Genomic DNA, 23,893 nt, shown 5'->3' on the forward strand with positions numbered 1-23,893 from the left:
GAATATTGTGTGTCCGAATTAAAATTTACTTATTTTTCTTGCCTGGTTTGCCTGATCGTCCGGCTGCTTCGGCCAGTTTATACAGGCTCTCCACTTCCTCCTTCGTCAGATGACGATATAAGCCTCTCTTCAAGTTGCCGAGGAATAGATCGCCGAAGGAAATACGCTTCAGCTTAATCACCGGATGCGAGATGGCCTCAAACATGCGACGCACCTGACGGTTCCTTCCCTCATGGATCGTAATCGAAATCGTAGACTGCTTGCCTTCGGGATCGATGTCGTGGTATTCCACCTCTGCAGGAGCTGTCATCCCATCCTCCAGCATGATCCCCTGCTTCAGCTTGTCCAGCTCGGTACCATGGGGCACTCCTTTGACTGTCGCCAAATAGGTCTTGGAAACATGATGCTTCGGATGGGTCAGCAGATAGGCAAAATCGCCGTCATTCGTTAAAATGAGCAAGCCTTCCGTATCATAATCGAGACGACCGACAGGATACAATCTCTCTTTAATACCTTTCAGGTAGTCGGTGACTATCTTTCTTCCCTGCGGATCAGAGGCACTCGTAATGACGCCCTTCGGCTTATTGAATACGATATATACCTTCTTCTCTGTACCGATGGTCTTACCATTTACTGTAATGACATCTGTACTTGGATCCGCCTTCGTTCCAAGCGTGGTTACGACCTCATCGTTCACCATCACTTTACCGCTCAAGATCAATTCTTCACACTTCCGGCGCGAAGCTACGCCTGCATTTGCCAGTATTTTCTGTAGTCTTTCCATCTTCTTATTAGTCACCTCAATACACATGATACCTATAGGATAAGAAATTCACAATAGGACATTGAAATAAGAAATGCGAGTGAGCTTGAAGCATATATTTCATAGTTTCTTTATTCCGAAAAAAATAACCGCCAGCACAGGATTCGTCCTGAGCATGGCAGTTCAACCAAATAAAAGAAGACAGATCGCGATCGCCGCGAAAAATCCGACGATATCTGAGAATAAGCCAACCTTAAGGGCATAGCGCCCGTTGCGGATTCCCACAGCCCCAAAATATACGGTCAAGACATAGAGCGTCGTATCGGTGCTTCCCTGGATAGTCGAGGCGATCCGGCCGATCAGCGAGTCTGGCCCATAGGTCTTGATCAGATCCGTCGTGAACGCCAGAGAGCCTGTTCCCGTCAACGGACGCAGCAAGCCAAGCGGCAGCACCTCTGCGGGAATACGGAAGTAATCGAACAATGGCGAGATGAGGCCGACGAAGAATTCCAGCGCCCCTGAAGCCCGGAATACGCTGATCGCTACCATCATCCCGACCAGATTAGGAATGATTCCAATCGCTGTATTAAAGCCGTCCTTCGCTCCGTCGACGAAGGATTCATACACGGGCACCTTCTTGAAATAAGCATATAAAGGAATGAATGCGATCATGACCGGTACGGCCCAGGCCGACAGGAGGTTAACCCACTCCAGCAAAGAAGCTCACCCCTTTCTACCTCTTCATCGTAATCGTCGGAGGAGTGACTGGCGGCGGGATCTTCCTTGAATAGCGCCGACGGTAGAAACGGTCAGCTATGATCGCAGCCATCGTGGCAATCCCTGTTGCGATAAGCGTTGAACCGACGATCTCCGCCGGATTCGCCGAATTGAAATTAAGCCTGATCGCGATCAAAGTTGTAGGAATAAGTGTAATGCTCGCCGTATTCAAGGCCAGGAGCGTACACATCGCCGGAGAGGCCGTGTCTTTATGCGGATTCAGCTCCTGTAGCTGCTGCATCGCCTTGATCCCCATCGGTGTGGCCGCATTGCCCAGCCCGAGCACATTGGCGCTCATATTGGTGAGAATGAAGCCCATTGCCGGATGATCCTTCGGCACATCAGGAAATAAGTAAGAGACGACCGGACCGAGCATTTTGGAGATCGTCTTAATCAGACCCGCATCCTCGGCCATGCGCATCATTCCCAGCCAGAATACAAGCACACTGATCAGGCCGAAGCACACGGTGACCCCGGTCGCCGCACCATCGAAGGCTGCTTGCGTAACCGTATTTATATCGCCTTTGACCGCAGCGAACAAAAAGCCGATCACAATCAGGCCGAGCCATATTTTATTAACCATATCCCCTCATCCCCCTATCATTCAGCCCTTCAGCCCGCTTCCCCTAATCCCCTGAAAATAATGCTCTTAACGCATCCTGTAACGATCTTAGCCATCCCGGCTTGTGATCTGTAGAGCTGTATACCTGCTGGTATAGCTTCGGTGCTGCCGGAACGCTGCCGCGCTTATAGAGCGGGACCTTGCCGATCGGCTGCTCCCCCAATGAAATCTGGAGCTCTCCCCGATAGCCAAATCGAAGCGGATTCTCTTCGTGCAATACAAGTTTCTTCTCAATCAGTTCTGTCTCCGCTTCGTTGAGTGCATACTTGAAGGCTGCACCCGCTACAATTCCACTCTGCACAGTCTGACCCTTCTTGACGATCTCGACGAGCGGGAAATGGGCGAAGCCGTAATCGAGCAGCTTGCGATGATCATTCCAGTCATCCCCGTCATTGATCGTCACGACGACGAGCTGCTGGCCATTGCGGGTCGCTGAGCTGACCAGGCAGCGCTTCGCTATTTTCGTATAGCCGGTTTTAACTCCGTCCGCCCCTTCGTAAAAGCGCAGCATTTTATTTTTGTTAATCCATTTATAATCCCACGGATCATTCGGGTTGGGCGCTTGCTTCACCTGGGTTTTGACAATCTCTCTGAAATCCGGGTTATGCAGCGCGTAAGCCGTCAGTTTTGCTAGATCATTCGCGGAAGAGTAATGATTCTTGGCGTCGAGCCCATGCGGATTCTGAAATTGGGAATGAGTGAGTCCCAGCAGGGATGCCTTCTCGTTCATCAACCGCGCGAACCCTTCCTCCGAGCCTCCGACATGCTCAGCGATCGCTGTAGCGGCGTCATTGCCCGAGCGCAGCATCAAGCCGAACAGCATATTCTCAAGCGTCATTTCTTCCCCTAGATGAAGATAAATCGACGATCCCTCTTTGCCATAAGCCGCACGGCCTACCTTGACCTTATCGGATAATCTACCATGCTCAATAGCGACGATCGCGGTCATTATCTTCGTCAGACTGGCGATGGGAAGCTCCTCATCCCCGTTATGCTCGTACAATATTCTGCCAGATGTCACATCCATCAGAGTTACGGCGTGGGCATGGCTCCCCGGTGACGGCGGTATGTGGCCCTTGTCTTGCTCCTTGGCTTGTACCCCTAGCGGATACAATAACAGCAAGCAACTCGCAAGCAGGGATATAAGTCTTAACCTAGATGTTATTGTCATCGTAATATTCCTTTCGGCTAATTGCTTTGCGGATTGGTATCATTATATGCATTTCCCTAAGATAGTATGTCCCAGATCCCTATAGAGGTTGCCAGGGAACCCCGGTGCTCAAAAAAAGAACCCTCCCGGAGCTGCCGGAAAGGATCGAATAGTGTTACTTCTCAAATTTAAAGATCTGTGTGTATTTCAACCTCTGTGGTTGGCGGTGGTGTTGGTGTTGTGTCTTCCTGGCGCTTTGGAAGCATCGCTTGAATTTTGTCGATAACGTTAGGCAGCGTATCGATCATCTTCTCCGCCAAATGGGTCTGGTTATCGAGCGGAACGATATGCACCCCTTGATTGCCTACTACGAGAAAAGCGATCGGATTGATGGATACACCGCCACCGCTACCGCCGCCGAAGGGTCTTGTTTTGCCGGAAGCCCCAGAGCTGCTCGACGACGTGCTTTTCTCATGATCATCGTCATCATCAATACAGAAATCACTGCCACCGGCAGCGAAACCGAAGCCAACGCGGCTGATCGGAAGGATCACGCTACCATCTGATGTTTGAACCGCTTCGCCGACGATCGTGTTTACATCAACCATTTCCTTAATGTTCTCCATCGCCGTTTGCATTAACCCTTGAATTGGATGTTCAGCCATTGTTCTTCCTCCTTAGTAATGGGTTGAATAAGGACTATGCTTATCGTAGTCTGCTCATACCAGGGCAGTTGTATGTATGGGATTTAAGCCCTTGAAGCTTGATCTCCATCATCCCGACCTTCTCGGTTGGATCTTTTCAATAACTTCAACCATTTACGGAGCCCCTTATTCTCACGCAATACCCGAAAGATCAATACGAATAGCGCATATATTGCATAGCCCAAGCGAATTTGTGCCGTACATTGCAGTTCACTGACAAAAGAAGGAGAAACGCCGAATTTCGGTACTACAAGCAGCTTGGGACGTTGACGAAGTGAAATATGATATGACAAAAATCCGACCAATGTCGATTTGATCGCCCAAGCGAAGCCGGTCAATGTCGCGGTATGCGCAGCATCCGACAGCGCGATATAGGTAGACCAATCAAGCCGGGTTACCCTGAGGTGCCGGAACGTGGATTGGATCCAGCCCTTCAACCCGAGCGTCGCCTCCAGCATCATCTTGAATTCCTCTGTCCACTGCTTAATTTTCTGTTTATTAATATGAATCGCCTGCTCGTGATTCGCCGTCTGTCTCTCGTTCAAATTACTACTCTGCTCTCCTTTGATAATCAATCCATCCCGCAGGTTGTTCAGCTCGATCGTCGGTACATTATAGTGAAGCGAGACTAAGCCATAGAGCAAGGTTACATCGATCAAGACCATGTCATCCTTGTTATTCTTCTTGGCCATTAAGCGGAGCTTGATTTGGGATAACAGGAGTACAACGATGATGAGAAACAGCAGGAACAGGCCGCTTCCGAGCCAAATCCACACGAGAACGCCCTCCAAGCCTTTTCAGATAACAAGCTCTTCATAGTATGGCTGTTCAGCTTCGGAAACATTCAATTCTGTGAAAAGAGAGCATTAAAAAACCTTCACCGCTCATCGCTGGTAAAGGTCTTAAAAGCAATTAAAAAAGGGCTTATTCGAGCGGCCCCTCGGCATCCGTCAACTCTACTCTGTCACGTGCCACATCATCAAAAGTAAGCTGCTGCTGCTCCAGCTTCTTGAACAATAATTCTGTCTCTTCTTCAAGCTGATCCGTGCTCTGAATATCCTCCATCGCCGGCAGATCCTTCAAGCTGGCCAGTCCAAAATAATCGAGGAAGGCCTTCGTTGTTCCATACAGGATCGGGCGTCCAATCGCCTCTGCACGACCGACCTCCTCGATCAAATCCTTGTTCACCAGCGTATGAATAGCCCGCTCCGACTTGACTCCGCGAATCTCCTCAACCTCAATCCGGGTAATCGGCTGCCGGTAGGCAATAATTGATAAGGTCTCCAGCGCAGCCTGGGATAAGGAGGAACGCGAAGGGGAATAAGCTAATCTCTCAAAATAAGGCGCATGCTGCGGCAAAGTCGCCAACTGATAATTGCCGGCGATCTGTACTACCTGCAGACCGCGGCCTGCCCGTTCAAAAGAGTTCTTCATATCGAGCAAGGCATCATTCACAATCTCCTTACGCTGCTCGGTAACCTCCGCCAACTGGGCTACACTGATTCCCTCCTCCCCAGCTAGAAATAGCAAACCTTCAATAATCGATTTCAATTCCTGAAAATTCATCGGCCGAAACTTCACCTCTCCACTCTATGACTATATCATCAAAAAGTTTGTTCTGATAACAAACGATTTGTTTCATTTTCATTAATTCTAAAATTGCCAGAAACGTCACGACAATCTCATGACGATACATCTCCGCATGCAGCAGCTTGGAGAAGAGCAGCCGATCTCCCTTGCCATGGGCGGCGAGAACAGAGACTACCTCCTTAAGCCGATCTTTCACCGAGATCTCGTCCCGGTGGATCCGGGCAACCGCGTTGCGCTTGGCCGCTTTGCGGATCGCTCTCTGGAAGGCCTCGATCAGATCCTGGGTATGAAGCCCCTGCACCGGATTCTCCTGAATCTCCGGCATGAACGGCGTCAGATCCTCCGGTTCCTTCGTAAAGATCAAGCTGCGCTCCCATTCCATCTCATGAAGCTGTTCGGCGATCCCCTTATACTTCCGATATTCAATCAGCTGGCGAATCAGTTCTTCCTGAGGGTCCTCCTCATCCTCGTAGAAGCCGAAGTCATCATCCATCTCGATCACGGGCGGTTTGGGAAGCAGCTGCTTGCTCTTGATCGACAGCAATGTGGCCGCCATGACGAGGAATTCACTGGTAACCTCCAGCTCAAGCTCCTGCATATTGTGCAAATACTCAAGATACTGGTCGGTTATCTCGCTGATCGAGACCTCATTGATATCGATCTCTGCTTTATCTATTAAGTGTAAGAGAAGATCAAGCGGTCCCTCGAACGCTTCCAGTTTATATAATACAGTCGTCAATGAACATCCTCCACCCATAAAAATGCCTACATAACATAAACATCCAGATTAAAATCATGACCACCCGTCCAACGGGTGGTTTGCACTTGGGGTATAACCCCCTGTTGCCAAACTGCGCCTAAAGACGCTAGCCTGACCACAAATCTGTTCAGGCTCAGTGTAATTTGTCACTTTCACTAACCAGTTAAACTGGTTTATTTCTTTTTGCTCCTGTTACTGCTAAACGGATCTTCGTACTCTTTTACACTCAACTTATCTATTGCTTGGTCATGTGCTTCTTGTTCACGAATGTATTTTGCTACGGTTGCTTCATTTAGGCCCACTGTACTTACATAATAGCCTTCTGCCCAAAATTTTCGATTCCCATATTTATACTTTAGTTGCGCGTGCTTTTCAAAGATCATTAGCGAACTTTTCCCCTTCAGATATCCCATGAATGTGGACACGGCTATCTTTGGGGGGATCGCTACCAGCATGTGTACATGATCTGGCATCATATGACCTTCCAGGATGTCCACTCCCTTATACTTACATAAACGTTTGAAAATTTCGATTAAGTCTTTCCTCACTTGATTATAGATCTCTTTCCGTCTATACTTCGGGGTGAACACAATGTGGTATTTGCACATCCACTTCGTGTGAGCTAGACTATAGCTCTTGTTTGCCATCTAAGACCATTCCTTTCAATTGAGCCTGAACATCTCAATTCTATCGGGATGGTCTTATTGGTCAAACCCTCGATCCCTCCACCCGCATAGCGGGTGGTTTTTTGTTTCGCGCGTTTCACGCACTCAACTGGCTAAAGCCATAATGAAAATGCAGTACCCTATAAAGGGTACTACATTAAATAAGCACTATTTTAGCTGTTTAGTCAAGTTTGCCATTTCAATCGCCGCCATTGCCGAATCCCAGCCTTTATTGCCTGCCTTCGTTCCGGCCCGCTCGATCGCCTGCTCGATGTTCTCCGTCGTCACGATCCCGAAGATCGTCGGGACTCCGGTCTTAAGACCGATGGCCGCCACGCCCTTGGCCACTTCATTGCACACATAATCATAATGCGTCGTTGAGCCGCGGATGACCGTTCCAAGCGTAATTACAGCATCGTATTTACCGCTCTCCGCCAGTTTCTGCGCCGCGAACGGAATCTCGAACGCTCCCGGTACCCAAGCGACGTGAACCTCTTCATCCTTCACTCCATGACGCTGTAAGGCGTCGAGTGCTCCACTCAACAGTTTGCTTGTTATAAATTCATTGAACCGCCCAACGACGATCGCATATTTTAATCCTTCCGATACTAAATGTCCTTCGAATACTTGTGGCATATATATCCATTCCCTTCAGGTAGTGTATTTAGTTAATTCTGCTGTGAGGATTCATCTTGTTCAATATCATCAAATTGCAGCAAATGCCCCATTCTGGCCTGCTTCGTATGCAAGTACTTGGAGTTATCTTCATTGGCCTCCATCTGAATCGGTACTCGCTCGACAACTTCCAGACCGTATCCCTCCAGGCCGGTGATTTTCCGCGGATTATTCGTCATAAGACGGATTTGGCGGATGCCCAGGTCCTTGAGAATCTGCGCGCCGATCCCATAATCTCGCAAATCCGGCGGGAAGCCCAGCTTCAGATTGGCATCGACGGTATCCAGCCCTTGCTCCTGCAGCTTATACGCTTTTAATTTATTGATCAGGCCGATGCCGCGGCCTTCCTGACGCATATAGAGAAGAACGCCCCGGCCTTCCTTCTCAATCTGGCGCAAGGCAGCCGCGAATTGCGGGCCGCAGTCGCAACGATGCGAATGAAAGACATCTCCGGTGAGGCACTCGGAATGTACGCGTACCAGCGTTGGTTCTTCCCCGCCAATATCTCCCTTCACCAGAGCGACATGCTCTTTGGCATCGACATCATTGGTGTAGGCCACCGCCTTGAATTCGCCGAAATCAGTCGGCATGCGAACCTCGACTTCGCGATTGACCAGCTTCTCTTTTTCATTCCGGTAATGGATTAAATCCTTGACACTGATCAACTTCAGGTCGAATTTACGGGCGATCTCCGCCAGATCCGGTAATCTGGCCATCGTGCCGTCTTCCTTCACGACCTCGCAGATGACTCCGGCCGGGTAGGCTCCGCACATTCGAGCCAGATCAACCGCCGCTTCCGTATGACCAGCCCGGCGCAACACACCGCCCTTCTTGGCGATCAGCGGGAACATATGACCCGGTCGACGGAAATCGGTCGGCTTCGCATTTGAATCCATCAACTTCTGCACCGTCAAGGCCCGCTCATAGGCCGATATGCCGGTAGAGGTCTCCTGATGATCGATCGAGACGGTGAAGGCCGTCCCGTGATTATCCGTGTTCTGCGCCACCATCGGCCCGAGATCGAGCTCCTCGGCCCGCTCTTGCGTGATCGGCATACAGACAAGCCCTCGCCCTTCTGTAATCATGAAGTTGATAACCTCGGGGGTTGCTTTCTCGGCCAGAACTACAAAATCTCCTTCATTCTCCCGATCCTCATCATCGACGACAATAATGACCTTGCCGCGCATCAGATCATAAATCGCATCTTCAATGCGATTCAATTGAATATCGTTCATATCTATCCCCTCCTACAATGGCTGTGATTCAATAAATGTTGCCAGGAACCCTATCTTCAAGCAAACCCGTTCTCGACCAGAAATGATAAATCCACCTGGGAAGGCTGGCCTGACGGCTGCTCTCCCTCCGGGTTATGGCGACCGAATCGCAGTAAATGCTCTACATACTTGCCGAGCACATCCGTCTCCAGATTCACGGTATCACCCGTCCGTTTTAAGGCTAATACCGTTTCACTCCAGGTGTGAGGAATAATCGATACCGCGAACCTCCCCCCGGCGACACTTGCGACGGTCAAGCTGATCCCGTCGATGGCAATGGAGCCTTGAGGAATAATGTATCGGAATAATGCCGGATCGGACGGTTCAATTTCAACGAAGACAGCATTCTGATCCTGCCGCATGCTGGCGATCGTTCCGGTGCCATCCACATGGCCTTGCATAATATGTCCTCCGAATCTGCCGCCTGCCGCCATAGCCCGTTCCAGATTAATCTTGCTGCCGGGCTTCAGATCCTTCAGATTGGTATGACGATAGGTCTGCGGCATCACATCGACGGTGAAGCCGGATGCTTCCAGGGAAGTGGCTGTCAGACAGACGCCATTGACAGCGATGCTGTCCCCCAGCTTCACATCATCCATGATGCGGCTAGCCAGAATGCCCAGCACCATCGCCTCGCCCTTACGGCCTATCGACTTCATCGTGCCGATCTCTTCTACGATTCCTGTGAACATGCTCTTCCCTCCTTGTTCCATGTAAATCCGAGTTGATTCAAGATACACGAGATGCACGCAATGACGTGCTATGATGCACTATACGGAATAGATCGGTCTACCCTTGATACAGATATTATCTCCTATCTGCTCCACTTCCATATCCGTCAGCACCACACTATCTCTCATCCGTTCGTAGCCAGTAAATACGAAGCTTCCTGGTGACCCAAGCCCTCCGATCAATTTAGGAGCCAGGAACAGCATGATCTCATCGACCAGGCGCTGCTCCAGCATCGCTCCATTGATCTTGCCACCGCCTTCGACCAGAATCGAAGCGATCTCCCGTTGGCCGAGCAATCTCATCGCCAGCTCAAGATCGACCTGAGGACCATCTCCGCACACTATCACTTCAATCCCTCTATCACGCAGGGCCGCTATACGGTTCTCGCTAGCCCTTGTTGTCGTCAGCATCATCGTTGGGGCTAGCCCGTCCGTCAATACTTTACTATGATCCGGAATGCGTAAGGTTGAATCGACGATAATCCTCGTCGGGGATAATCCCGGCACAGACAATCGGGTAGTGAGCTGCGGATCATCAGCGATCACTGTGCCTGCTCCAACCAAGATCGCTTGATGCTGGTGCCGTAGCGTATGCACGATTTCCCGCGCAGCCTCATTGGAGATCCATTTGCTATCCCCGCTCTTCGAGGCGATCTTGCCATCTAGGGTGCTGGCCGTTTTCAGAGTTACATAGGGCAGCCTCGTGGTGATGTACTTGTTGAATTTCCGATTCAGCTTAAGTGCCCGCTCGCGTAGTACACCAACCTCCACCTCGATACCACTCTTGCGCAGCATCTCAATCCCTTGGCCGGCTACGCTCGGATTCGGGTCCTCACAGGCGACGACTACACGCTGCACCTTCTCCTCGATCAGCCGCTGCGAGCAAGGCGGAGTAATACCGTAATGGCTGCAGGGCTCAAGCGAGACATATACGGTGCTATTCTCCGCCGCTGCGCCCGCCATATTCAGGGCATGCACCTCTGCATGAGCCGTGCCACGCCGTAGATGGGTCCCTATGCCAACGACAGCGCCATCCTTGACCACTACTGCCCCCACAACCGGGTTAATCCCGGTCTGCCCTTGGGCACGTTCCGCCATATCGAGGGCCAAGCTCATATAGAATTCATCATTAATCGGCATCATACTTCTCACCTCCACTCCTGCTCATTTCAATAAATCGGATGAGGCAACGGGGGAATGACTTTTTCCCTCTCGCCTAGTCCTTGCAAATAAATAAAACCCCGACGGAAGATTATCCATCAGGGTTAGTATGAGAGCGACTACGCCAAAAAATCACATGAACTGAACAGACAAAGCCAGATCCAATTCCGGCGATGCTGAATCAGAAGCTATGTACCAGAAGCATGTACAATAACTTTGTGAAAATTAGAACTTATCGACTGCAAATAGAATGCATCATTCTAAAAAAACGGATGCACATTGTGCAAGCCAAAGGTTCATCTGCGTCTTCCTTCTCCCATCCAGACTATACTGTCGGTCCCGGAATCTCACCGGCTCAGCCATATATCGAATCGAGTAGTGTACAATTGTCACTTAACGATATACAGGTCACGGACTCGTGCATGCCAGTCATTTCATAAGCCATATCAGCCAATTTCGCCCCTAGCATGCCATCACCGTCGGTCGGGAATTACACCCCGCCCCGAAGGAAACAATATTCGGTTATTAAAACATCCTTGCATTTCGAATGTTAACACTATCAACCTTAAAAATCAAGGATTCACGGGAAACTATACAGCTGTATTTGCCCACCAACGTCTAATAATTGCAATAATGCACTTATCCTCCGGGAAATGGGATTGAGATGAGCAGGTAGATGCGAAAATACAACTATTTCCTTACTTCAGCCTCGATTCATGGATAATTCGCCCGGATAGATGTATAAAAGCAGCTATTTGCACTGTGGATCGCATAATGAGTCAATATAGTTGCATATTTGCATTTATCATTTGGAAGAGCTTAATGGGGGTCAGCTGTAAGAGGCTACTGAAGTTTTTAACTGCATAAAGTGCATCTAAAATATCGCAAATCGGCTGAGGCTCCACTTTAACTGCAAATAGTACATCTAATGATCAGTTTCCCTTAATTCATCAAGGAAAGCAGGATTTTAACTGTACAAAATGCAACAAAACGAAGGGGCATTCCCTCCTCTCCAGAAATAAGTGTAAGATTTGCATTAAGTACGCCCCAAGGCCGTATCATGAATAAAATCCTTGACCCAGCAGAAAGATAATACTGACGAGCAACGTCAAGTTTGCAATCTAAAACTAGAGGAGGCTGTTCCATGGCTAAGCCCGATGATCGTTCGGACAACGCAGAGAAATTAAGCAAGCATATAACAAATACTATCGACAATTTCCGTGAAGGTCAGGATTATTTAAGCGAGCATGCCGATGAAATATCGAGCTCCGAGAAGCAGCAAATCGAGGAAAAAAACAAGAAGCGTCTGCGCAGTATCGAAGGTTTTCGCGAGGAAATCAAGGACGAGACTTCGGATCAGCAATAGTTAAAGTAAAGGGATCTCTGATGTAATGTCAGAGATCCCTTTATTATGGTCTGCTATTGTGCTCTATTCGTCCCAAACGGATACTTCTTGCATCTTGTCGCCAGGGCGGACTTGGTCTACCAAATCCATGCCGGAGGTTACTTTACCGAAGACAGTATGCACTCCGTTCAAATGCGGTTGCGGTTCATACACGATGAAGAACTGGCTGCCGCCGGTGTCTTTACCCGCATGAGCCATGGACAGAACGCCGCGTTCATGCTTCGTCACATTCGTCGCAGTCTCACATTTGATGGTGTAGCCAGGGCCACCGGTGCCATTGCCGATCGGGCAACCACCTTGGGCCACGAAGCCAGGGATCACACGATGGAATGTAAGTCCATTATAGAAACCGGAGTTGGCCAGCTTCTCAAAGTTTGCTACCGTACCCGGTGCTTCTTCAGGCAGAAATTGAATTTCGACAACCCCGCCGTTTTCCAATACGATCTTACCTTTTTTCATATCGGTCACTTCCTTTTATTAATCTGTTAGACAAAAACCTATTCCAGTGTACTATGAAATGACCTGCAGAGCAAAGAGCAGCCGGACTGCAAAATTAAAAAACCGTGAAAGAATACGCTAAAACTGCGCGCTCTCTCACGGCCTATTTAGGTTCTCTTATTTGAGTGTTTTGCATAATTCCGTTTCAGAGAAGAAGCGATAGCATATTCACTGTCGTTAAGGGGTAATTTTCGAAAATGGTATTATATGGGTGAAGAAAAGGGCAGACTTGCAGAATTTTAGAACAGCTCGTTTTTTAAGCGGCAGCCCGTTTTGAATGATGAGAAACGGCGAGCGCAGATGCAAGCAGAACAATGGCATTCAAATACTGGTGAGTTGTGACTTTCTGAATGCCCCGGACATGTGCGGCGTCTGCCGTCAAATAGGTTTTCAATCGGGAGTTGCAGCGTTCTACGCTGGTTCGTTCATTGTAAAGTTCCTTCCAACGCTTTGTATCCCGATGAGGGATGCTGTATCGCCGGAGATCATCCTTCGCATTTACTTTGACGACCATTCCATAGTTTGAAGACGAGCAGGCAGCCATGCCAAGCGGACAGTCGACTTTACCCGTGGCATGCGGGCAGCGAAATTTATGCATATCGCCGTCAACTCCCCAGTATGTCATCGCATAACCCATGGAACAGCACGGTGTTCCGTTCGAGGTCATGCCAGCAGGCGGTTCCTTCTCCCCCCGCAGATTAAGGGGAATGATGGCTTGTGCCTTGACGTTGCGGGCGGCCTCATAAACTTTCATTTGGTCGTAGCCCGCATCGAGTATGAAAAATCGTGTGCTCGTCCTGGACGCTGTTTTCTCGATCAGGCCCGGCGCCATTTCTCCATCATTGACATGCGCCGGCGTTACTTCCAAGGCGATCGGCAATTCACTTTTCGTATCGACCGCCAGATGAATTTTGTAACCAAACCATGTGATTTTATTGCCGAAGGAATCAATTTTTGCGCCCCAGTTCGCATTACCCGTTTGCTCGCTTTTGCGTTTGGGCTGCTTTTTCTCGTAAGCGCGGAGAGCGGCGCTGTCTATGGCGACGTTACTGCCTTCTATGATACCTTCCTGCTGACAGCGTGTGACCAAATCCTCAAAAAGCCGTTTTGCCAAGTCCTTTCTCGTCAGTTCTGAGAAAACTCGGCTTAATGTGGATATGGAAGGAGCTTCTCGATCCAGCGGAAGACCACACTGATAACGAAACCGGAGATCCGTATCCAAACGCTTATGCAACCCTGAAAAGGTACTTATTCCTTCAAGCGGCGCAGCCAAGAGTGCTCGTAGAATACCTTGTCTGCAGTATCCCTCAGCGCCTCGGGGTGAACGGCTTCTCAGTTCCTTGGCATACGGTCTCAGATCGAGAGAACTGAAGAAGATCGGCAATCTCTCCTTGGGTTGAATTTTTAAAAGTTCTTCGAAGGAAAACAGACATTCTTGGAGAATATACAAAGTGACTTCCTCCATCCTTGAGGTTTTTGGGTTTGGTCACTTGAAAACTTCTCCAAGTTGGGGTGAAGTCCCTTTTTTATGTCCGAAAATCCTTACGGCTCAAGGCCTCAGATTACTGCAAAACGCTCATTTAAATGACGGCTGCTTCAACATCCGTGCCGGAACCACATCATAAGCAACAATATCTTGCAGCGTCTCGCGCCGCACGACAACCTCACTCTGTCCATCCTTGACGAATACGACAGCCGGACGCGGAATCCGGTTATAATTGCTGGCCATGGCATAGTTATAAGCTCCTGTGCAAGCCACCGCTAACAAATCACCAGGATTAGCCGTAGGCAGCTCGATATCCCAGATCAGCATATCACCGGTCTCGCAGCATTTGCCGGCAATGGATACCGTCTCCTCATTCGAATCATAGGCCCGGTTCGCCAGCATCGCCTCATACTTGGATTCATACAGAGCCGGACGCGGATTGTCCGTCATCCCCCCATCTACTGCTACGTATTTACGAACACCTGGAATATCCTTGCTCGTTCCAATCGTATATAACGTAGTGCCCGAATCGCCTACAATGCTGCGGCCCGGTTCTACCCAAATCTCCGGAAGCTTTGGATAGCTTAGGCTGAAATACTTCTTCACTGCATCCGTAATCGCCCGGACATAATCAGCCACATGCAGCGGCTTATCTTCCTCCGTATAACGAATACCGAAGCCTCCGCCGAGATTGACAACCTGGAACAGAATGCCCAGCTCTTCCTTAACTTTTGCAGCAAAATTCGCTACTCTCTCCACAGCCAGCTGGAAGCCGTCCACCTCGAAAATCTGCGATCCGATATGGGAATGTACCCCGAGCAGATTTAGATTCGTGCAATGTTTTGCTTCCCCAACCGCCTCAAAAGCTGAGCCATTGCCGATATCAAAACCGAACTTGGAGTCAATTTGGCCCGTAGAAATGTACTCATGTGTATGCGCCTCAACACCGGGAGTTACCCGGAGCAGAATATTTACCGTAGTCTTCTTCTCAGCCGCGATCGACTGCAGCATATGCAATTCCACCATATTATCGACTACAAAACAGCCGATGCCTGCATCGATCGCCATTTCAAGCTCAAACGGTGTCTTATTATTTCCATGGAAATGAATTCTGTGCGCGGGAAATCCCGCTTGAAGTGCAGTATACAATTCACCCTCGGAAACGACGTCCAGGGATAAGCCCTCTTCTTCTGCCAGCCGGCACATAGCCATAACACAAAAGGCTTTGCTTGCATATGCAACCTGGAAGGACAAACCGGATGCTCTGAAGGCATCCATATATTCACGGCTCCGTCGCCGTATAAGGTCTTCATCTACAACGTAAAGCGGTGTGCCGTAGGTCTCTTTGAGTTCTACCGTGTCACAGCCGCCGATTTCCAGATGGCCTTTTGTATTAATTTTGCTCGTACCGTGTAAATACATCTATGCAATCCTCCACTGTTTTCAATTTTACACCAGTATAGCAAACAAACGGTGAACTGAAAAATGGATTATTATGAACATGATTTGTGTTTTTTGGTAGACACGCCCACCATCTATTCGTTTTGCGGCATGCGCGTTCGATCCCGCGGCTTGTTGAAGGACGACCTTTGCTTGGAGGTCATTACAGGAACGCGGAACAATATCGCCGCCATCGCCTTGGCATTAAAAGGAATAAACGGCCATAAATATGGCGAATTATACGAACGCTGAAAGGTCAGGAACAGAATGTACAGCGTCGTTCCAACGACCATGCCCGGCCCGCCAAAAATAGAGACCGCAATAAGCAGGAAGAGTCGGACCATCCGATTAGCCAGCCCTAATTCATAGCTAGGTGTTGCAAACATCCCGATCGCAGCGACCGCCATATAGAGGATCACCTCATTGATGAACAGGCCCGTCTTCACGGCAATATCGCCGATCATGATCGCCGCAATCAAGCCCATCGCCGAGGCCAGCGGCGTAGGGGTATGAACTGCGGCCATCCGCATCAGATCCACCCCGAACTCGACGAGCAGGAATTGGGCGATCAACGGAATTTTGGCCTGATCATGCGGCCCGACGAAGGACAGTAGCCCTGGCTTGAATTCCGGATGAATAACGATCAGGAGCCATAGCGGCAACAGGAACAAGGAAGAGAAGATACCAAAGAATCTTACCCACCTCAAATACGTGCCCATAAATGCGGTCTGCCTGTTCTCTTCGGCATGCTGGCATAGATCAAAGAAGGTCGTAGGCAAAATGATGACACTCGGGGAGGTGTCGACGAACAGAACGATCCGGCCCTCCAGTAAATGCGAAGCTACAACATCCGGGCGCTCTGAATAACGGACATGGGGATAAGGACTCCAGCCAGTGTGCAAAACGGCTTCCTCAAGCTGTTTGTCGGCAAGCGGAATTCCGTCCATGTTCAAAGCTTTTATTTTTTTGCGTACCGCTTCAATTTCCACCTTATCCGCAATATCATCGATATAGGCGAGGCAAACATCCGTCTTCGTCCGTCTTCCCACCTGACAGGCTTCGAACTTCAAACCGGGATCGCGCAAGCGCCGTCGCACCAAGGTTACATTCGTCAGCAGTGTCTCTGTAAACCCGTCCCTGGCCCCACGGACCACCCGCTCCAGCGAGGGCTCCTCCGGGCTGCGCACTGGATAATTACGCGTATCCATAATGATCGCGGTCTGCTCGCCTTCAATGAAGAACGCACTCATTCCGATCATGACGTTATCGATCACTACGCTCAATTGCTCCGCCTTCTCCACCTGAATATGGGGAATATACAAGTCGAAGAAGGAGTGTAGTGCCCCCGAGGATAAATTATCCGGCGTCAAGTAAGTGAGACGCTTAATAATCTCCGTCATAACCTCACTGCTGGCAAATCCGTTAATGAAGAGCAATCCCGTCTTCTTGCCGGCAAAGCTCATTTCACGAAAGACAACATCAAAGCTCTTGCCTAGACCGATGACTTCCGCGAGCGTCCGCTTGGTGGTAGGCAGGCTTTTGCTGATCTTATCGCTCTGCTGCCAATATATGATGGAATCCTCCAGGGAGTCAGACTTTTCTGCCTCTCTTTTTTTCTGGAGTTCATTTTTGGTCCATACGCCTAGACGAGGTTGCTCCGCAAGCTTACCCTTGTCCGATTGATTACCCTGTTCTGAATGCTCCTCCACAGTCTGATCAGCCTCATGAATAAAGCCGGGCAGGTTCTCATTATCGCGGCTATGCTGCTGAGAATTTTGATTCTCTTGATCCATACTACCTCTACTCCCTTCAAAAAAACGCCATTACCTTCCAATTTCCTGATTTATGGTTTATAAATAAACCACTCAAAAAACGAGCCAGCCACCTTCCCAAATACCATCGCCAGCAGCAAGCCGAATAAAAAACGCTGCATATGCAGCCGCTTGGCAATGATCGGTAATACGTTGAGCACCTCGGTCAACGCCGCCGCCAGCATCCCGACGAAAATCCCGTTAAAAAGCCCGATAACGCCGCTAAAAAGCCAAGGCCCGGCCATTTTCCAATTCCAGAAATCTGCAATCGTGCCGATGAACGAGCCACTGACCATCGCGCCTTCATACCAATGAACCTTATCGAAGGTTCTCGTAATCTGAGCCAGACGCGGGATCATATCGAGTACGATGAATAAGGCGATTACTCCAGCTCCGACGGCGATGCCTCCAGCAAACCCAAGAAAAACAACACCCACATACATCAGCAGACTATTCAAGGGGATTTCTCCCTGGATTCCAGCTCTCCCATCCGCTTGTACTCTTCGGCGATCGTATATTGATTCAGATTCTCCTGATATAAGAACATCTCCACCTCCAGGGGAGTCGGCTCCTCATTCCATTTTTTCTTGAATAAATGATTGAAAAAGATGATCATCCCAAACCCGATCCCTATCGAATACGCGCCCTGAAAAAGATAAGGATGCTCATCCTTATGTCCAGTAATCATCTCGACGATCCGCACCTGAACGGCAGGCATGCTCACATCCGCATGGAAGTTCATAATGGTCAGTGCAGCGCCGAAGAACAACAGAAGCCAGACCACTGCGAATAAAATAAGGGACGGCTTCTTCTCCTTCGCGATCATCTCGACAAGCACATGCGGTTCGCCGATCACTTCGACCTGGGCCAGAGGAAAGCGCTGTTTGATGACCGAGATCACCTGCAGAGTATCAATTACGATCAAATTGCCGTCGCTCTTCTCCGGGCGCTCGAGCATCAGATCAAGTACGATCCCTTCCTGATCAGGTTCGGCGAGAACCCGGGCGATGTCGCGTACCCTTATGGAGGACCCGGCCGGAAGTCTTACTTGCTTGCGCAAACGTAAGTAAATACAGGGAAGAGGAAGAGGTATCTTGCTCAATATAGTCACCCCTTTATTCCGTAATGCCCATAGTATGCCAAAGCAGACAGACATTTAGTCGAGGAACCATTGTTGCATGGCGTAATGCCAGACAATAGACCTTAGGCAGATTCATTCGAAGGGCGCAAAAAAACAGGCCAAGGTATTAGATAACACCTTAGCCTGTTTATCCTGCATTTCCATATATCCCATGCCCTATTGGGCGATCTGATCACGAATATTCTGTAGAATCTTCTTCTCCAGCCTGGATACCTGAACCTGTGAAATTCCCAGCCTGGCCGCCACTTCGGATTGCGTCTGATCACGGTAGTAGCGCAGATATACGATCAGACGCTCGCGCTCTGACAATCCGTCAATCGCTTCATGCAGAGCCAGCTTATCGAACCAGCGCTCCTGAGATTCATCCGCGATCTGATCCATCAATGTGATCGGGTCTCCATCGTTCTCGAACACCGTCTCATGGATGGAGGCTGGCGGCTTGTTCGCTTCCTGAGCGAATACAACATCTTCCGGCGTAACCCCGAGCTCCTCCGCTACTTCCTTCACAGTCGGAAGCCGGTTCAATACCTTGGACAGCTCGTCCTTCTTCTTACGCACCTTATTGGCCATTTCCTTCAACGAGCGACTGACCTTCAACGTTCCGTCATCGCGCAGGAAGCGCTGAATTTCACCGATAATCATCGGCACCGCATAGGTTGAGAACTTGACGTCATAGCTCAGATCGAATTTATCCACCGACTTCAACAGTCCGATGCAGCCGATTTGGAACAAGTCCTCCGGCTCGTAGCCACGGTTCATGAACCGCTGCACGACCGACCAGACCAGTCTTGTATTGCAGTTCACGAGCCGGTCTCTGGCCACGTTATCGCCGGCCTGGCTCAAGGCAATCAGCCTTTTCACTTCCGCATCGTCCAAATACTCTCTCGAGGCTTGCTTCACTTCGGCATCCATAGCTCCAACCCCTAATTGTATAAAGCTTTCTTCGATACGATCCTCTTCTTCATCCGAATCGAAGTGCCGCCGCCAACCTCACTCGCGACGTCAAACTCATCCATAAAATTCTCCATGATCGTAAAGCCCATCCCGGATCGTTCCAGCTCCGGCTTGGAAGTATAGAGCGGCTGCTTGGCCAGCTCCAGATCTTCGATTCCGCGGCCTTTGTCCTCAATGACCAGAGTAACCGTGTCCTCCTCAATCGATGCGGAAATGGTGACGATGCCTTCCGGATTTTCTTCATAGCCATGAATAATTGAGTTGGTTACCGCTTCGGACACCACTGTCTTCAAATCCGTAATCTCCTCCATCGTCGGGTCAAGCTGGGAGACAAAAGCAGCCACTGTTACTCTGGCGAAGGACTCATTTTCCGATTTTGCCGCGAATTGCAAGGTCATATGGTTGCGATTATTTTCTTTCATAGGGCGACCTCCAATTCTGAGAGCGCACTGCTCTCATTTTCATAAATGGACATAATCTTGAACAAGCCCGACATTTCCAGCAGACGAAATACCGGCGGATTAACGTCACTGACGACCATCTTTCCGCCCTTTTGCTTAATCAGCTTATAGCGGCCGAGGATGACGCCAAGCCCTGAGCTATCCATAAACTGCAGCGATTTGAGGCTAAGCAGCAAATTGCGGCAGCCTTCCCGCCCGATTTCCTCATCCATCCGCATTCGCACCAAATCGGCTGTATGATGGTCGAGCTCCCCCGATAATCGTACAATCAGCGTCTCGCGATGCCTCGCAGTTTCCATATGCAAATTCACGTCTGTTCACTCTCCTCCCTGACATGAACACAACAATTCTACATCGCTTCAGATGAATCCTGCCCTATGACAAAACTAGAAGAAAAAACCTATGAATCTACAAAAAACATTTGGGATGCCGTACGCTTGAACAACGTCCACCAGCCGGCCTTCTTGACGGAGGAGGCAGCGGTCAGATCAAACTGGGCCAAGGTGCGACCATCCTGGGTAATGATCAGCTCGCCGATCAATTGCCCCTTGCTAATCGGAGCGGCAATCTTGTCCGGGATATCGAGCTTCTGCGATATATTCTCCAGTTTGGTTCCCTTCTTGACCAGAACGCTCATCGTCCGGGATGCGGTCAATTCGAGCTGCGCAGTCTCTCCCTTCAGCACTTTCACTTTGCCGATAACTTCACCGGCTTTGTAAATCGGCTGCAGCGCATATTGGGAGAAAGCATAGTCGAACATCGCGGATACTTCGCTATTGCGCGTCTTCGTATTCGGTTCCCCGAGCACGACCGCGATCAATCGCATGCCATCGCGCTTCGCGGTGGCGGCCAGACAGAACTTCGCCTCCGAGGTATAGCCTGTTTTTAGGCCGTCAGCACCACTGTAGAAGCGGACAAGCTTATTCGTATTCACCAGCCAGAACGGCTTGGGCGAATCCTTGCGCAGGTAATCCTGGTAAGACCCGGTATACTTCGTGATCCCCTCATATTTGAGCAGCTCCCGGCTCATAATGGCAATGTCATGGGCGGAGCTATAATGATTGGCTACCGGCAAGCCATTGCAGTTGGCAAAATGAGTGTCCTTAAGTCCAAGTTCCTGAGCCCTCTCGTTCATCAGCTTGACAAACTCTTGCTCGGTACCAGCGATTTTCTCAGCCAACGCCACCGAAGCATCGTTGCCGGACGCCATCGCCACCCCTTTGAGCAGATCATCAACGGTCATCTCTTCCCCAGTCTCCAGGAAGATTTGCGACCCGCCCATTGAAGAAGCGCGATCGCTAGTCGTCACTTTATCGCTCAGCTTCAATCGTCCTGCATCGATCGCTTCCATCGTCAATAGCATCGTCATTATTTTCGTAATACTGGCCGGAGGCAGCTTCTCATGACTGTGCTTCTCGTAAATAATCGTCCCGGTGTCTGCGTCTATCAGAACTGCGGAACGGGCATTCTCCGCTAACGTCAGCACCTCTCCACTATTATGCGCTCCCTCGTCCTCTGCCAAGGCTGCGGCAGGCCACACAGGCATAGCCAATATAAGAGCCATTAGCCCGCTGATTAGCATTCTCTTCAAGATGGGTTCCCCCTTTATACTAAAACTCTGGATTCTGCTAACCTAGTATGCTCCATTTCATGGCATTATATTCCTATCTCATTCACGTCAAAGAAAAAACGGTGTTCCTGCGAAGCTTACGCCTCATCAGGAACACCGTGTGTGATCAATATTGTATATGATTCTCTTAACTACATTTTCGGAATAATCGCCTGCACCAGACTGAGGAACTTCTCGCGGACGCGGTCGGTCGTCTCCATAACTTCCGCATGCGACAATGGCTGATCCAAGATACCTGCAGCCATATTGCTGATGCATGAGATGCCCAGCACCTGCAAGCCAGCATGACTGGCTACGATGACCTCCGAGACCGTGGACATGCCCACGGCATCCCCGCCGAGCGTGCGCACCATCCGAATTTCTGCCGGAGTCTCATAGGATGGCCCGAGGAAGCCAGCATAGACACCCTCTTGCAGCGAGATACCCAGCTTATCCGCTTCTGCCCGCGCTATTTCGCGCAATTTACGGCTATAAGCCTGCGACATGTCCGGGAAGCGCGGCCCAAGCTCAGCATCATTCGAGCCGAGCAGCGGATTCGTGCCAGTCAGATTAATATGATCGGAGATCAGCATCAGATCACCTGGTTCGAAGGAGGTGTTCACTCCACCAGCTGCGTTAGTCACGAGCAGCGTCTTCACACCAAGCTCTTTCATGACCCGCACAGGGAATGCTGTCAGTTGCGGGCCATAGCCTTCATACATATGGAAGCGGCCTTTCATAAGTACGACAGGCTTGCCTTGCACATGTCCAATCAATAGCTCACCAGCATGTCCTTCCACCGTAGACTGTGGGAAATGAGGAATATCCTCATAACGGATGCTAACCGCTTGCTCGATATGATCTGCGAGGATGCCAAGGCCTGAGCCAAGGATAAGACCTACCTCCGGTTTAATCTTGGCCACGGATTGAATATACCCCGCCGCCTCGGTAATCATCTCTTTAGTAAGCGTCATTGTCATATCTCCTTTGAGTTTATTGTAATAAGTTTATTTTAAATGCTGCAAGAAGCTCTTCCCATGCTTGGTCGCAAACACGCCGAAATTGTCGGCAATCGTCGCCGCGAGATCCGCATAAGTATCCCGAATCCCCAGATTCCCTGGCGTTCTCAGCCGCTTGCCGTAGACGAGCAACGGAACATACTCTCTAGTATGATCTGTCCCGGGGTGAGTCGGGTCATTCCCATGATCGGCGGTAATGATCAGCAGATCATCATCTCCGGTTCTGGCCATCAGCTCCGGCAATGCGTCGTCAAACTCCTCCAAGGCTCTAGCATATCCTACGGGATCACGGCGATGCCCATACATGGAATCAAAATCGACAAGATTCGCGAACAGCAAACCTTCGAAGGATTCGTTCATAAGACGCAGCGTCTCTTCGATCCCCTGCCTATTGCTCTTCGTCGGATGCGAAGCGGTAATTCCCTGACCCGAGAAAATATCATTGATCTTCCCGACCGCAACGACCTGCTTACCGGAATGCTTCAGGGCATTCAACACGGTAGGCTCCGGCGGCTTCACCGCATAATCATGACGGTTCGGTGTCCGCTGGAAATTCCCCGGCTGACCGATATACGGACGGGCAATGACCCGACCGACAAAATGATCCGGCTCAAGGGTTAGACGGCGAGCGATCTCACAAGCGCGATATAGCCCCTGAAGCGGAATCACTTCCTCATGCGCCGCAATCTGCAGCACGCTGTCCGCAGAGGTGTAGACGATCCATGCTCCCGTCCGCATCTGCTCCTCACCCAGCTCGTCGAGAATTTCCGTCCCGGAGGCCGGTTTATTCCCGATCACCTTGCGACCTGTCTCACGCTCGAAGCGAGCGATCAGATCGCGAGGAAATCCATGGGGATAAGTCTGAAAAGGAGTCTCTGTCTTCAGCCCCATCAGCTCCCAATGCCCGGTCATCGTATCCTTGCCCGCTGAGATCTCGGCCATTTTGCCGTAATACGCCAGCGGTGACGGCACGGGAGCGAGCTGCGGCAGTGGACTAATATTGCCAAGACCCAGTTTCCTCAAGTGAGGCAGCTGCACAGGCTGAACCGCTTCCAAAATATGACCCAGCGTATGTGCGCCTGTGTCACCAAATTTAGCAGCATCCGGTAATGCTCCGATTCCTACGCTATCCAGTACAATAACTGTAATCTTATTAAAATACGGACGGCTTGGCATTTCTCATCACTCCTCTATTCG

At 50.0% G+C, this 23,893-nt stretch carries 26 protein-coding genes and 1 riboswitch; of the genes, 1 reads left to right on the forward strand and 25 read right to left on the reverse strand.

Features of this window, described 5'->3' with window-relative positions:
* Positions 1-25: 25 nt before the first annotated feature.
* From BFJ94_RS08755 to ribD, 13 genes are all read right to left on the reverse strand, one after another.
* Positions 26-784, reverse strand: coding sequence for a pseudouridine synthase (locus BFJ94_RS08755; protein WP_120462314.1), 759 nt, complete (start codon positions 782-784; stop codon positions 26-28).
* 162 nt (positions 785-946) lie between these two features.
* Positions 947-1,480, reverse strand: coding sequence for a spore maturation protein (locus tag BFJ94_RS08760; RefSeq protein WP_120462315.1), 534 nt, complete (start codon positions 1,478-1,480; stop codon positions 947-949).
* 16 nt (positions 1,481-1,496) lie between these two features.
* Positions 1,497-2,123 carry a nucleoside recognition domain-containing protein gene (locus BFJ94_RS08765; protein ID WP_120462316.1) on the reverse strand — a complete coding sequence of 209 codons (627 nt, stop codon included), beginning with the start codon at positions 2,121-2,123 and terminating at the stop codon, positions 1,497-1,499.
* Between the two features lie 43 nt (positions 2,124-2,166).
* Positions 2,167-3,333 carry a D-alanyl-D-alanine carboxypeptidase family protein gene (locus tag BFJ94_RS08770; protein WP_120462317.1) on the reverse strand — a complete coding sequence of 389 codons (1,167 nt, stop codon included), beginning with the start codon at positions 3,331-3,333 and terminating at the stop codon, positions 2,167-2,169.
* A gap of 167 nt (positions 3,334-3,500) precedes the next feature.
* A complete protein-coding gene (ytfJ, locus tag BFJ94_RS08775; RefSeq protein ID WP_120462318.1) occupies positions 3,501-3,977 on the reverse strand; it encodes a GerW family sporulation protein in 477 nt (158 codons plus the stop codon).
* Positions 3,978-4,060: 83 nt separating this feature from the next.
* Positions 4,061-4,792, reverse strand: a complete 732-nt coding sequence (locus BFJ94_RS08780) for a DUF2953 domain-containing protein (protein ID WP_120462319.1) — start codon at positions 4,790-4,792, stop codon at positions 4,061-4,063.
* 148 nt (positions 4,793-4,940) lie between these two features.
* A complete protein-coding gene (scpB, locus tag BFJ94_RS08785) occupies positions 4,941-5,582 on the reverse strand; it encodes an SMC-Scp complex subunit ScpB (protein ID WP_120462320.1) in 642 nt (213 codons plus the stop codon).
* Positions 5,551-6,345, reverse strand: coding sequence for a segregation and condensation protein A (locus tag BFJ94_RS08790; protein ID WP_498043779.1), 795 nt, complete (start codon positions 6,343-6,345; stop codon positions 5,551-5,553). Before BFJ94_RS08790 ends, scpB begins: the two co-directional genes overlap by 32 nt.
* Positions 6,346-6,539: 194 nt before the next feature.
* A complete protein-coding gene (gene tnpA / locus BFJ94_RS08795) occupies positions 6,540-7,013 on the reverse strand; it encodes an IS200/IS605 family transposase (RefSeq protein WP_120460925.1) in 474 nt (157 codons plus the stop codon).
* Positions 7,014-7,199: 186 nt separating this feature from the next.
* Entirely contained in the window at positions 7,200-7,667 is a 468-nt protein-coding gene (gene ribH, locus BFJ94_RS08800; protein ID WP_120462322.1) for a 6,7-dimethyl-8-ribityllumazine synthase, read from the reverse strand.
* Between the two features lie 32 nt (positions 7,668-7,699).
* Positions 7,700-8,941 (reverse strand): bifunctional 3,4-dihydroxy-2-butanone-4-phosphate synthase/GTP cyclohydrolase II, encoded by a 1,242-nt coding sequence (locus tag BFJ94_RS08805; protein WP_120462323.1) that lies wholly within the window; start codon positions 8,939-8,941, stop codon positions 7,700-7,702.
* Positions 8,942-8,997: 56 nt separating this feature from the next.
* Entirely contained in the window at positions 8,998-9,672 is a 675-nt protein-coding gene (gene ribE / locus BFJ94_RS08810; RefSeq protein WP_120462324.1) for a riboflavin synthase, read from the reverse strand.
* 78 nt (positions 9,673-9,750) lie between these two features.
* Positions 9,751-10,854: a bifunctional diaminohydroxyphosphoribosylaminopyrimidine deaminase/5-amino-6-(5-phosphoribosylamino)uracil reductase RibD gene (ribD, locus tag BFJ94_RS08815; protein WP_120462325.1), complete on the reverse strand. Its 1,104-nt coding sequence runs from the start codon at positions 10,852-10,854 to the stop codon at positions 9,751-9,753.
* A gap of 322 nt (positions 10,855-11,176) precedes the next feature.
* A riboswitch (FMN riboswitch) is annotated at positions 11,177-11,386 on the reverse strand.
* A 630-nt stretch (positions 11,387-12,016) separates the two neighbouring features.
* On the opposite strand from ribD, the gene tlp reads away from it, so the two are divergent.
* Positions 12,017-12,238 carry a small acid-soluble spore protein Tlp gene (gene tlp, locus BFJ94_RS08820; protein ID WP_120462326.1) on the forward strand — a complete coding sequence of 74 codons (222 nt, stop codon included), beginning with the start codon at positions 12,017-12,019 and terminating at the stop codon, positions 12,236-12,238.
* A gap of 63 nt (positions 12,239-12,301) precedes the next feature.
* On the opposite strand, the gene BFJ94_RS08825 is transcribed toward tlp, so the two are convergent.
* From BFJ94_RS08825 to BFJ94_RS08880, 12 genes are all read right to left on the reverse strand, one after another.
* A complete protein-coding gene (locus BFJ94_RS08825) occupies positions 12,302-12,736 on the reverse strand; it encodes a peptidylprolyl isomerase (protein WP_120462327.1) in 435 nt (144 codons plus the stop codon).
* A gap of 295 nt (positions 12,737-13,031) precedes the next feature.
* Positions 13,032-14,225 (reverse strand): transposase, encoded by a 1,194-nt coding sequence (locus BFJ94_RS08830; protein WP_016311143.1) that lies wholly within the window; start codon positions 14,223-14,225, stop codon positions 13,032-13,034.
* 126 nt (positions 14,226-14,351) lie between these two features.
* Positions 14,352-15,683: a diaminopimelate decarboxylase gene (gene lysA, locus BFJ94_RS08835; RefSeq protein ID WP_120462328.1), complete on the reverse strand. Its 1,332-nt coding sequence runs from the start codon at positions 15,681-15,683 to the stop codon at positions 14,352-14,354.
* Positions 15,684-15,796: 113 nt separating this feature from the next.
* Positions 15,797-17,494 (reverse strand): spore germination protein, encoded by a 1,698-nt coding sequence (locus BFJ94_RS08840; RefSeq protein WP_120462329.1) that lies wholly within the window; start codon positions 17,492-17,494, stop codon positions 15,797-15,799.
* Between the two features lie 50 nt (positions 17,495-17,544).
* Entirely contained in the window at positions 17,545-17,955 is a 411-nt protein-coding gene (locus BFJ94_RS08845; RefSeq protein ID WP_120465165.1) for a stage V sporulation protein AB, read from the reverse strand.
* 11 nt (positions 17,956-17,966) lie between these two features.
* Positions 17,967-18,614: a stage V sporulation protein AA gene (locus tag BFJ94_RS08850; protein ID WP_229717227.1), complete on the reverse strand. Its 648-nt coding sequence runs from the start codon at positions 18,612-18,614 to the stop codon at positions 17,967-17,969.
* A 195-nt stretch (positions 18,615-18,809) separates the two neighbouring features.
* Positions 18,810-19,565 (reverse strand): RNA polymerase sporulation sigma factor SigF, encoded by a 756-nt coding sequence (gene sigF / locus BFJ94_RS08855; protein ID WP_120462331.1) that lies wholly within the window; start codon positions 19,563-19,565, stop codon positions 18,810-18,812.
* 11 nt (positions 19,566-19,576) lie between these two features.
* On the reverse strand, positions 19,577-20,029 hold the full coding sequence (gene spoIIAB, locus BFJ94_RS08860; protein ID WP_120462332.1) for an anti-sigma F factor: 453 nt from the start codon (positions 20,027-20,029) through the stop codon (positions 19,577-19,579).
* A complete protein-coding gene (gene spoIIAA / locus BFJ94_RS08865) occupies positions 20,026-20,379 on the reverse strand; it encodes an anti-sigma F factor antagonist (RefSeq protein ID WP_120462333.1) in 354 nt (117 codons plus the stop codon). Before spoIIAA ends, spoIIAB begins: the two co-directional genes overlap by 4 nt.
* Positions 20,380-20,468: 89 nt before the next feature.
* Entirely contained in the window at positions 20,469-21,659 is a 1,191-nt protein-coding gene (locus BFJ94_RS08870) for a D-alanyl-D-alanine carboxypeptidase family protein (RefSeq protein ID WP_162944222.1), read from the reverse strand.
* A gap of 170 nt (positions 21,660-21,829) precedes the next feature.
* Complete coding sequence (locus BFJ94_RS08875) at positions 21,830-22,657, reverse strand: purine-nucleoside phosphorylase (protein WP_120462334.1); 828 nt, start codon at positions 22,655-22,657, stop codon at positions 21,830-21,832.
* A gap of 27 nt (positions 22,658-22,684) precedes the next feature.
* Complete coding sequence (locus tag BFJ94_RS08880) at positions 22,685-23,872, reverse strand: phosphopentomutase (RefSeq protein WP_120462335.1); 1,188 nt, start codon at positions 23,870-23,872, stop codon at positions 22,685-22,687.
* Between the last annotated feature and the right edge of the window lie 21 nt (positions 23,873-23,893).

It is taken from the genome of Paenibacillus aceti, assembly GCF_003614185.1.
GTDB lineage: Bacteria > Bacillota > Bacilli > Paenibacillales > Paenibacillaceae > Fontibacillus > Fontibacillus aceti.